The sequence below is a fragment of the Pseudanabaena cinerea FACHB-1277 genome (genome assembly GCF_014696345.1).
GTDB lineage: Bacteria > Cyanobacteriota > Cyanobacteriia > Pseudanabaenales > Pseudanabaenaceae > Pseudanabaena > Pseudanabaena cinerea.
The window spans coordinates 24,785-34,588 of the sequence record NZ_JACJPY010000049.1 but is presented as its reverse complement, the minus strand read 5'-3'; the positions used below and the strand labels follow the sequence as shown (position 1 = coordinate 34,588).

At 41.5% G+C, this 9,804-nt stretch carries 13 protein-coding genes and 1 pseudogene; 10 read left to right on the top strand and 4 right to left on the bottom strand.

Annotation, left to right across the window (positions count from 1 at the left end; genetic code table 11):
* Nucleotides 1–97 precede the first annotated feature (97 nt).
* Entirely contained in the window at nucleotides 98–805 is a 708-nt protein-coding gene (locus tag H6F44_RS14560; RefSeq protein ID WP_199302137.1) for a histidine kinase, read from the bottom strand.
* A 288-nt stretch (nucleotides 806–1,093) separates the two neighbouring features.
* Between H6F44_RS14560 and H6F44_RS14555 the strand changes: the two genes are divergently transcribed.
* From H6F44_RS14555 to H6F44_RS14520, 8 genes and pseudogenes are all read left to right on the top strand, one after another.
* Nucleotides 1,094–1,501, top strand: coding sequence for a hypothetical protein (locus H6F44_RS14555; protein WP_190351752.1), 408 nt, complete (start codon nucleotides 1,094–1,096; stop codon nucleotides 1,499–1,501).
* A 79-nt stretch (nucleotides 1,502–1,580) separates the two neighbouring features.
* The gene (locus tag H6F44_RS14550; RefSeq protein WP_190351751.1) at nucleotides 1,581–1,985 is read left to right on the top strand and encodes a hypothetical protein; all 405 of its coding nucleotides are present in this window, start codon (nucleotides 1,581–1,583) and stop codon (nucleotides 1,983–1,985) included.
* Between the two features lie 306 nt (nucleotides 1,986–2,291).
* The gene (locus H6F44_RS14545) at nucleotides 2,292–2,600 is read left to right on the top strand and encodes a hypothetical protein (protein ID WP_190351750.1); all 309 of its coding nucleotides are present in this window, start codon (nucleotides 2,292–2,294) and stop codon (nucleotides 2,598–2,600) included.
* Between the two features lie 160 nt (nucleotides 2,601–2,760).
* Nucleotides 2,761–3,027, top strand: coding sequence for a hypothetical protein (locus H6F44_RS14540; protein ID WP_190351749.1), 267 nt, complete (start codon nucleotides 2,761–2,763; stop codon nucleotides 3,025–3,027).
* Between the two features lie 247 nt (nucleotides 3,028–3,274).
* Entirely contained in the window at nucleotides 3,275–4,195 is a 921-nt protein-coding gene (locus H6F44_RS14535; protein ID WP_190351748.1) for an alpha/beta hydrolase, read from the top strand.
* Between the two features lie 26 nt (nucleotides 4,196–4,221).
* Entirely contained in the window at nucleotides 4,222–5,106 is an 885-nt protein-coding gene (locus H6F44_RS14530) for a sterol desaturase family protein (protein ID WP_190351747.1), read from the top strand.
* A 56-nt stretch (nucleotides 5,107–5,162) separates the two neighbouring features.
* Nucleotides 5,163–5,521, top strand: a pseudogene (locus H6F44_RS14525) (transposase); the annotation flags it as partial.
* Between the two features lie 89 nt (nucleotides 5,522–5,610).
* On the top strand, nucleotides 5,611–5,988 hold the full coding sequence (locus tag H6F44_RS14520) for an allophanate hydrolase-related protein (protein WP_190351745.1): 378 nt from the start codon (nucleotides 5,611–5,613) through the stop codon (nucleotides 5,986–5,988).
* A 10-nt stretch (nucleotides 5,989–5,998) separates the two neighbouring features.
* Here H6F44_RS14520 and H6F44_RS14515 read toward each other — a convergent pair whose 3' ends face one another.
* The 3 genes from H6F44_RS14515 to H6F44_RS14505 all read right to left on the bottom strand — a co-directional run bounded on the left by H6F44_RS14515 (nucleotide 5,999) and on the right by H6F44_RS14505 (nucleotide 7,973).
* A complete protein-coding gene (locus H6F44_RS14515; RefSeq protein WP_190351744.1) occupies nucleotides 5,999–6,772 on the bottom strand; it encodes a metal ABC transporter ATP-binding protein in 774 nt (257 codons plus the stop codon).
* Between the two features lie 143 nt (nucleotides 6,773–6,915).
* Nucleotides 6,916–7,224 carry a chlorophyll A-B binding protein gene (locus tag H6F44_RS23785; protein ID WP_190351743.1) on the bottom strand — a complete coding sequence of 103 codons (309 nt, stop codon included), beginning with the start codon at nucleotides 7,222–7,224 and terminating at the stop codon, nucleotides 6,916–6,918.
* Nucleotides 7,225–7,331: 107 nt separating this feature from the next.
* Nucleotides 7,332–7,973: a chorismate lyase gene (locus H6F44_RS14505; RefSeq protein ID WP_190351742.1), complete on the bottom strand. Its 642-nt coding sequence runs from the start codon at nucleotides 7,971–7,973 to the stop codon at nucleotides 7,332–7,334.
* Nucleotides 7,974–8,077: 104 nt separating this feature from the next.
* On the opposite strand from H6F44_RS14505, the gene H6F44_RS14500 reads away from it, so the two are divergent.
* Together H6F44_RS14500 and H6F44_RS14495 are read left to right on the top strand one after the other, a co-directional pair.
* Nucleotides 8,078–9,103, top strand: a complete 1,026-nt coding sequence (locus H6F44_RS14500; RefSeq protein ID WP_190351741.1) for a ParA family protein — start codon at nucleotides 8,078–8,080, stop codon at nucleotides 9,101–9,103.
* Nucleotides 9,096–9,704: a HEPN domain-containing protein gene (locus H6F44_RS14495; RefSeq protein ID WP_190351740.1), complete on the top strand. Its 609-nt coding sequence runs from the start codon at nucleotides 9,096–9,098 to the stop codon at nucleotides 9,702–9,704. The genes H6F44_RS14500 and H6F44_RS14495 overlap by 8 nt, the downstream gene beginning before the upstream one ends.
* The last annotated feature ends 100 nt before the right edge of the window (nucleotides 9,705–9,804 follow it).

Here is a 9,804-nt window from a genome sequence, read left to right as displayed (position 1 = left end):
CTAGATAGGTCATACTTACTATGACTTGACCTATCTTTTTTATCTTAAATCCTCAAATCCCCATCTACTCATACTTCCCATATCTTTTGTCGCCCCGTCAGCATTCTGCCTCCTGCTGATCGGTAGGCATCAATCTTAGTGCAGCTTCTAAATACAGATTAAATACAGTAAGGGAATGCCCCAAAGAATCGTGAATTTCTCTGGCAATACGATTTCTTTCCTTAATAGTAGCCAAATCCTCAATCCTCAAAGCATAGTTTCTTAATTTTTGATTTATAATCGCTAGTTCTAGTTTATTCTGCTCTTCTACTAGGATTTTATCTACTAATAATTGCAATGAGAAAATGAGTAAGCCAAACAACAGGTTAAGGTTTAGCCAAATAAATTCAGGTTGATTATCTGCCAATTGTAATGGTAGTTGTTGATGGGCAAGGCGATAGGAATGAATGGCACAGGCACCCACAAATACACATCCACTTACTACAAATTGTTCAAAGCCCCTGAGAATTAGACAACTCCGAATTACAACCACTAAAAACAATAGTTGATAGCTATAGATTTTCACCCAAATGGTTAAAGCAGTAATAATGAAACATTGGACAATGGTGTTAACGTAATTAAATATCTTTTTAGGGAGCTTTTTAGGCGATCGCCACATTCCTAATCCACTAAAGATGGCTAAACCTATGAATATCAGCCCAATACTTTCCTTAAGGCGATTTATCATTAGCAACTGAGAAATTACAACGAAACTAATCAAAGCCCATTCTAAGATAATGATAATTCTGGGGGTTTTAGATGGCATCATGACCATTCAACATTAATGAAAGTTTAGCTATAGCCATAGTCATGCTTGTTAGGACACAAAACCAGAACATGAGTGGCGGCGCGAAGTGCCGCCACTCGCTTCTTGGGTTTTGATTTGTCCTAGTAGAAGTGACTATAGCTATAAATAATTAGATTAGTTGACCAAAATCGGGAATTGTCAAGGGACTTTTGTCCCAATAGTTGGGGACTGAATACCCTAGTTATTATTATCCTCGATTGTTACGCTAATTCTGCTAAAGATGTTCTAACACCACATACTAAAATTATGTTGCGACTTGCAATGATTGCCTTAACGGGGTTAATACTGATCAGTAATGTGCCACCGTCTATTGCTCAGGGAAATGCTTCTAAGCCTTACATCACCAGTCAATTACCTGCTCTCAAAGGACTTGATCTTACTGTGGAGCAAGGGCAACAGATTGCGGCATTGAGTGAACGCACGATCGCCGAGGTAAATGCAAAACTCAGTGCTGAACAGCAACAACAAATCAAGACTGCTCTAAATGAAGGGAAAGATTTAAGAACTGCCATCCAGTCTGCCAATCTATCCTTTAGGCAAAAGAGGTCTATGCAGGGTATCTTGCAAAATATGCAATCAGAAATGAAAGGGATTCTTACACCCGCTCAGTATCAGCAGTGGGAGCAAAATATCCGTAATCGGAACAACGGTTAATAATCTCAATTTCTAATCTCAATTTCTAATCTCAATTTCTAATCTCAATTTCTATTTATTCACTACAGGAGAAAACATCATGTCTAAATTTACAATTATCCACTCAATCTTGTTTGTTTCCATCTCTTTGCCTGTCTTCATGGGTGGCAACTCTCAGGTAATTGCTCAACAAACCACCAAGCGCTCTGTTAATGGCAGTGGGACTCAAACCACCACTCGCACAGGCGTAAATGGCAATACTGCAACTACTAATCGCTCTGTTGATGGCAGTGGAAATCAAACCACCACTCGCACAGGTGTAAATGGCAATACTACAACTACTAATCGGTCTGTTGATGGCAGTGGAAATCAAACCACCACTCGCACAGGCGTAAACGGCAATACTACAACTACTAATCGCTCTGTTAATGGCAGTGGGACTCAAACCACCACTCGCACAGGTGTAAATGGTAAAACTGGCACAACTACTAGAACAGTAAAATAACCTGAGTAACCTCTACAGCAATCTTACAGCGCTTTGCGCCATCATTTATAGGACTTACGCAGTAGCCATAAATTGCGGGCTGAAAGCTTAAACCCGTTTCAACGGGCTGATTAGAGGAATTCTTTTAGTCTGCTTTAGCTGACTAACGCAAACCGACCAAGAACTTGAGTTCTTGGTCGGTTTGCGTTAGTCATAAGCAAATTGAGTTAAATGGGGTGTGGGGGCTGCGCCCCCATGAAGGGTTTTTACACCTTAATCCTTTTTACAAATGCTTTGTGATAACTTTATTCTTCTGGAGAAAAAATCATGTCTAAGTTGGCGATCTCTCTCACTGCTATATTTTGGGCAGTTCCTATAACTTCTCTATTTGCGGAAGTTCCCACGTCAAGTCTAATCGCTCAAACTTCTACAGAAAGAGCGCCATTAGCAACTTACACTGGCACAATGGGTGCTACCACTATCTCCAGATCGGGAGCAAGCTCCACTACGGCTCGTAATGATCGCCGCATTGTCCAAGCTACTCAAGGGTTAAAGGTTTCCATTCAAATTGATAGCTATAGTTCTCAGTCTGAATTAAATACTATCGCGGTTTTCAAGTTGTCAAGGACAACTTGAAAACCACCCAATCCATATTTTCTGTCTTAGGTTTTCCCCTTGTCCGCAGCTAGGTGAAAACCGCGATATATCTGGAGCAGGTGAAAATAATGTAATTCCTACCCTTTCTCAGTATAATCACGGCACAGTCACAATTCCAGGCAAGAGCTATCCTATCAATTTGGCTGTGTCGTTCCGTCAAGGGAATAATTATCGCATTAACATTCTCACCGCCAAGCCCATTAGCACAGTCAACTCCCGTGGTGGATCGGTATCTAGTAACTCCTATGGAGCGATCGCTTTGGTAATCCCTATTGCCGATGGAGCGATTGGCACAGGAACAGTGTTTACGATGGTAGGTAATCGCATTAGTAATTTTGCGGATGAAATCCTCAGCACTGGCGCAAGTGCGACCACTACACCCTTACGAGATGTGAAGTTTAACTAAATCATTTAAAGACCTCCATTCCCTTGCGTATGGATGGAGACAATATTCTTGATTGCCCCAACAATTATGCTAAGTGGCTTTGATAAGTGCCTAGGGAATGAATGTTTTCTGTACTACCTATAGCCTCAATAGAATTTAATACCAAGCAACGGAAGTGTCACTACACTTCCGTTGCTTGAAAACCAAGCCCAGTATTAGTTTTTAAATAACTAAATGTCTACGACATTTTTTTGTTCAGTATAACTTAATGCTCGAACTTTATCAGGTTCAGAAAATTATGTTGTTTAAAATTCTTTGTGGTCTATTAATTGGCAGTGTTGTCTTCATCAGCCAGAGTAAGGCGATCGCCGCTCCACTTTGCAAGACTGTTATCTATACGCCACCCACAGCTAAACAGGCATTTGTTGGTGATTTGTGCATTCCTAAAAATCAAAAGCGTACCATCATTCTGATCGTACATGGTGGTGGTGGCGTAACGGGTAGTAAAGAATGGCTTTCCAGTTGGGCTGATGAATATCATCGTGCTGGCTATGCAACTCTAAATATCGACTATCGCTTGTTTAACAAGAATGAAGCTAAACCAGTTTTTCCGCAACCCGTGCAAAATGTTAAAGCCGCAGTGCAGTATTTACGAAAGGAGGCAAAACAATTGGGTATTGACCCAAATCGTATAGTTTTGCATGGTAGTTCGGCAGGTGCTACTCTCGCCGCACAGGTATTAGTTTCTGGGGGCGATTCCTATTTCTACGGAAACGAATTATGGGCAAATATATCCGATCTACCGAATGGCATGATTGGTTTCTATGGCTATTATACGGGCTTGACTCGTCATGCTGATATTTATTTCGGCGGAGATTTAGATAGCAAAGATCCCCAAGTACAAGAGCGCATTCGCAAAGCTAATGCAATCCTCAATGCCCAACAAGCTAATGCACCAATTTTACTTTTCCACGGTACGAACGACCGCATTGTACCCTATGGGCTGATGACTAAATTTGTGGAGGCATTGAAATTAGCTAATAAGAATGTAGAGGCGGTAACGATTACTGACGGTATCCATGGTTTCGATCGCACCTTAAATCCTGTTAATTTCAATGGACTTAGTGATTTAGGCAAGCAGAGTGCAAATCAGATTTTTGCTTGGTTAAGCCGTAAATTTCCCGAATAATTGTGAACGATTAGAGTTAATTGATTATGGTGGCTAGTATTTTTGCTCAATATTCTTATGTGTTTTTAGGAGCGATTTTCCTAGAGGCAATCTTTATATTATCAACTAATAAGGGGAGTTTTTCTCTTCCCGATAGCTTCGCCTCCCTTGGTGTAGCGATCGGCAGTTTCGCAAATGGCTTCTTGTCTCGAGCCGTTGTGGCGGCGATCGCTCTATTTGTATGGCAATATCACTGGTGGACAATACCATTGAATAATATCTGGGGGTTGATTCTATTATTTCTTGTTGAGGAGTTCTTTTACTATTGGAGTCATCGACTCGCCCATCGTATGCGTTGGGTTTGGGCAAGTCATGCCGTTCATCACTCAGGCGCACATTTCAATTTGTCGGTAGCATATCGTTTGGGGTGGACAAATCTAATATCTGGGAATTATCTAGTATTTACCCCTATGTATTTGCTTGGCTTTCATCCTTTCGCAGTGAGTATTACTTTATCAATAAATTTGTTCTATCAATTTTGGATACATACAGAGTTAATTCCTAAGTTAGGCTGGCTAGAATGGATTTTTAATACTCCTTCCCATCACCGAGTTCACCATGCTTCCAATCCTGAATACATTGATCGCAACTATGGTGGAGTTTTAATTATTTACGATCGCTTATTTGGGACATTCACCGAGGAGAAACGTGCCAATCAGCCTCGATACGGTCTTACCCGCCCCGTCTATTCCTTCAATCCGATCAGAATTGCTTTCCATGAATGGATATTGATTTACCAAGATTGTCAGGAATTAGATAAGTGGAGCGATCGCCTAAAATTGCTATTTTATCCCCCTGAATGGATATTTAAATATCATCGGCAAAAACAGGAAATCAATTCGGTCAAGCCTACTTTACCGATACACCAATGAAATTTCTAATAAACTTTTCTTGTTGCCGAAATTGCCGTCCCCCCGCGATCGCTGCTGGGGAGTTTGAACCACTGCTGGTAAAGAAGTGGCAGAATCGCCTATCAGGCTAGATGAGAAAATATTTCCCTGTATGCACGTGGCATGAGTGTGCGGGATATCCAATCTCAACTAGAGGAGATGTATGGTGTCGAAGTGTCACCAACCTTGATCGCCAATGTCACCAACGCGGTCTTGATTGCCTGTGTCGATGGGTTGACGGTTTTTCCTAATGCGATTCAAACTGTATTTCCCAAAAACACTGTCCAGTTGTGCATTGTCCACATGGTGCAACTCGGTTGCTTTTGTCTCTTGGCAGCAGCGCAAGCAGGTTTGCGCCGATATCAAGGCAATTTACCCCGATGCCACTGAATCTGAGTGAGATCTATTTTTGCCCAACTTTGTCCGTATTATTGTAAGAACAAAGCACTATAAATATCACTGTAAGTATTATGGGTAAATGCGATTATGATTGATTTTGCGGTGAATGGAACCCTGATGCGGGGTTTGGAGCTAAATGTAAATTTGCAAAAAGTCGGTGCGGTATTTGTCAGGGAAGATCGCACTGCGCCACTTTATCGCCTGTGGTCAATTAACGATCGCCACCCTGCCATGTTGCGGGTTAGTGCCGATGGACAGGCGATCGCCCTAGAGATCTGGTCAATCACCGCCGATGCCCTTGGGACAATTTTGCAATCGGAGCCTGCGGGTCTAAGTATTGGCAAAATTGTTTTAGCCGATGGTCAGGAGGTCTTAGGGGTTTTGGGAGAGCCTTTTCTGTGTGAAGGGCAGAGGGAAATTACTAGCTATGGTGGTTGGCGAGCTTATACAGGCTCAGCTAAGTAATAGCAAAGCTTTAGCAAAACATAAATTCCTCTGCATCGGTGGCAGCTTGGGGCGATCGCCCAGCTAGATTAATCACATCAGGACTGCCGTAAGCCAACTGAATATGCTCAGGGGTTAGCACCTGTCGGGGTGTGCCACTGGCAATTAGGCAATGGTTTAATAGTAAAAGATGATCGTAGCGATCGAGGGTTTCACCCCACTCATGGCAACTGATCAGGAGCGTCTTGCCTGCCTGTTTGAGTTCTTCATAGATCTGCCACATCAGGGATTCCGTTTTTTTGTCGATGGCAGTAAACGGTTCGTCCAAGAGCAGCAGATCCGCTTGTTGGGCGATCGCTCTGGCTAAAAACACGCGCTGTTGCTGCCCCCCTGACAGTTGCTTAATCGGGCGATCGCGCAAATTATCAAGTTCAACCCGCGCCAATGCCTCTTGGACAATTTCCTGCGATCGGCGACTTGCTCCACCCATGCGCCACCAAGGTTGATGGTTTATCCTTGCCATCATCACCACGTTCCACACCGTTACAGGATAGTCCCAATCAATCTGCGATCGCTGCGGTAAATAGGCAACCTTTTGGCATTGCTGCTTCAGAAATTGTTGATTATAAAAAACCTGTCCCTCTTGATTGGGAATCAGCCCCAGCATCGACTTGAGCAAAGTGCTTTTCCCCGCCCCATTTGGTCCAATCAGCCCGACCACAGTACCTCTGTTGATCTCAAAGGAAATATTCGATAGAGCTATGGTTTCACGATATCGTACCGACAGATCCCGCACTTCGAGCATAATCTTGGGTTAACGCCAGCCAAAAATGATAATCATTTTCGATTATACCCATAATTATAGACAAAATAATAAAGATTTTGAAAGCACCGCCTCCAAAATCTTTACTGCCTTAAATTTGAATGTCAAGCCCTTAAAAGCCTTTATTAATCAGCATTCTTAGTGGCTTTAATCGCGTAGTAACCTAGCAAAGTCGCCACGGTAAATCCTGTAAAAAACAAAGCAAACAAAACACTAATCCCACCAGTAATGCCGACTTGAGCAAGAATACCTTTGCCTGTAACCACTTCGTTAGCAAAACCCGCAACAATGCCAATCATAGCCATGCGACCATTCCAAGTCTCGGCGAAGTTGCTAAAACCAAATACACCTGCACCAGTCGGATTTACATTTAATCCAACTTGCTTAGGGGCATCACTATTAACTGATTCGGATTTTGCTGGAGTTGTAACCATGATCTATAACTTCTCGATAATAGCTTTACATTTATTAATAGAAATATACTTTTAATGTAAACAAATGTAAATCTGTCATCAGAAATATGAGGCTACAGCGCTCTAGCTCACAGATGACTAGCACCCAGATATTTGCCAATGGCGGGGGAATAAATTTCATAAATCATCGTAATTGGTGTGCCTCCATGCCATAGCAAATAATGTCTCCCCCAGTAGGTATTGATTTCAGGGTAGCCAAAAGCCTCCGCCACCTGAGGACAACTGCCATGATAAATGCCCTTGAGATCGCGATAAAGCTCCGTATATTTTTGATTGAGGCTGACCCAAATCGGCAAGGAGGGATCTTTTAAATATTTCTGCATCACCGCTTCCGACCACCATGATGTCGCATGGGAAAAGATTTCGCCCGTTTCTGCTGATCGCAGCCAAATTTGACGGCGAATGCGGGGAGAGGCGATCGCGGCAATATCGGGCGGCGCATTGTCATCATCGTCACCAATGGCGGTCATCGCCACCACATCAACGGTAATGGGCGATTTAGTGAGTAGCTGCAAATGCCGCGTGGGAGCGCCATCACCCAATAGAAATATTTGCCAGATAGGGGAAAGTAAACTAAAGGGCAAACCTTGACGAATATCTTCTTCACTACCCTGCCACATCGATTCGATACGGTTCCATGCTGGTGGTTTGCCGCCTTTGATGGCACAGGACGCAGGGATAGCAATAACTTCGGGAGATGAGGGAGCCATACAGGATTTCTCTTAACAATCCGTAACATACCCTAATATTGTAATCGGTTACAGTGGTTTGTAGTGTCTTAATCCATCTTAAAACTTTACTCAAATAGGCAGATATGTCAAAGCGAATAGTACTTTTTAATCACAAGGGCGGGGTAAGTAAAACAACCTCTGTATATAACATTGGATGGATGTTATCAAAAACTCACAGGGTGTTAGTTGTAGATGCTGACCCTCAATGTAATTTATCAAACTTGATTCTGGGTGATGACTTTGAAAAGTATTATATCGACCCAGAAACTAGACAACACAACATAAAAGATGGTGTTTCAGTTGCATTTGATGGAAAACCGTCTCCCATTCAAGCAGTGAATTGTTTTTCTCCATCCAGAGCTACTTCTCTGTACTTGCTGGCAGGTCACGCTAACTTATCAGAATATGATACAGCATTGTCATTTGCATCTATCAATGCTATGCCAACATTGCAAAATTTGCCTGGAGCATTTGCTCAATTAATGAAACTTACTGAAGAAAAATACAATATTGAGTACACATTAATTGACTTAAATCCAGGGCTAAGCGCTATCAATCAAAATTTATTTCTGTCTTCACACGGATTTGTAGTGCCAACAAACCCCGATCCATTTTCTGTGATGGCAATTGATACTTTAAAGGATAGACTACCAAGATGGGTGGATTGGAAAAGAAATTCTATCCAAAACTTTTCTGATTCTGCATATCCTCTTTTAGAAGGTGTACCAAAGTTTTTAGGTACTTTAATTCAACGTTTCAACATTCGCAATGGAGTTGCTGCTAGACCATATAGAGACAACATTAGTGAGATAAAAAAAAAGGTGAGTGAAGAATTTTTTGTTGCAATATCTGAGGCTGGAATGGCACTAAATAATGAACAATATCCACCAAACTTAGTAAGTAATGGTTATTGCCTAGATGAGATTCCTGATTTTCAAGGATTATTACCAAAATCTCGTGTTGCTGGAGTACCTATTTTTGAGTTAACGGATGCGGAAATAAATGAGACTGGGAAGATTCTTACAACAATGAGTGAAACAAGAAATGGGTTTTCAGAAAGATTTAATCACCTTGGCGAAGAATTGATTAATTTATTACACTATGCATAATGCGTTAAATTTGTTTAGGAAAAATATTGAGGAAGCAGAATCTCTTACTCCAGTGTATGAGTATTTGGAGGGTTCTATATCTACTCCTCTGTCCTTTGACGATTTATTACGAGCGCAAATCGTTTACTCTGTCAGCGCTTTTGATAAATTTATGCATGATCTTATTCGCATAGGAATGGTTGAGATATTTATGGGAAACCGTCCGACAACACCCCAATACCTTGCAGAAGCCATAACAATATCCACGTATAGTGAGTTGATATCTGCAACATTCCCCCCAAAAGAGTTTGTGTTTGAACAAGCAATTATCAGGAAACTTAAAACAGTATCTTATCAAACTCCTGATAACGTGGCAAAGGGACTAAGTTATATATGGAACGAGCCGCAAAAATGGCAAAAAATTGCGAGTAATATGGCAATGGATACTGAAACTGTAAAAACTGAGCTAAAACTGATTGTTGACCAAAGAAATAGAATTGTTCATGAAGCTGATATTAATCCTTTGACAAATCAAAAGTATTCAATTACTAAAAGTGATTGTCAGTCTGCGACTAATTTTTTGAAAAAAGCTGGCGAGGCAATATATGTGCTGATACTTTAGTTGGAAATGATTCCACAATACAGTGCTTTGAGTTGCTAACTTAAAAATCAAAAATATTTTTTAAGTTAGCAACTCAAAGCACTGATGCTCAAAAGTTATT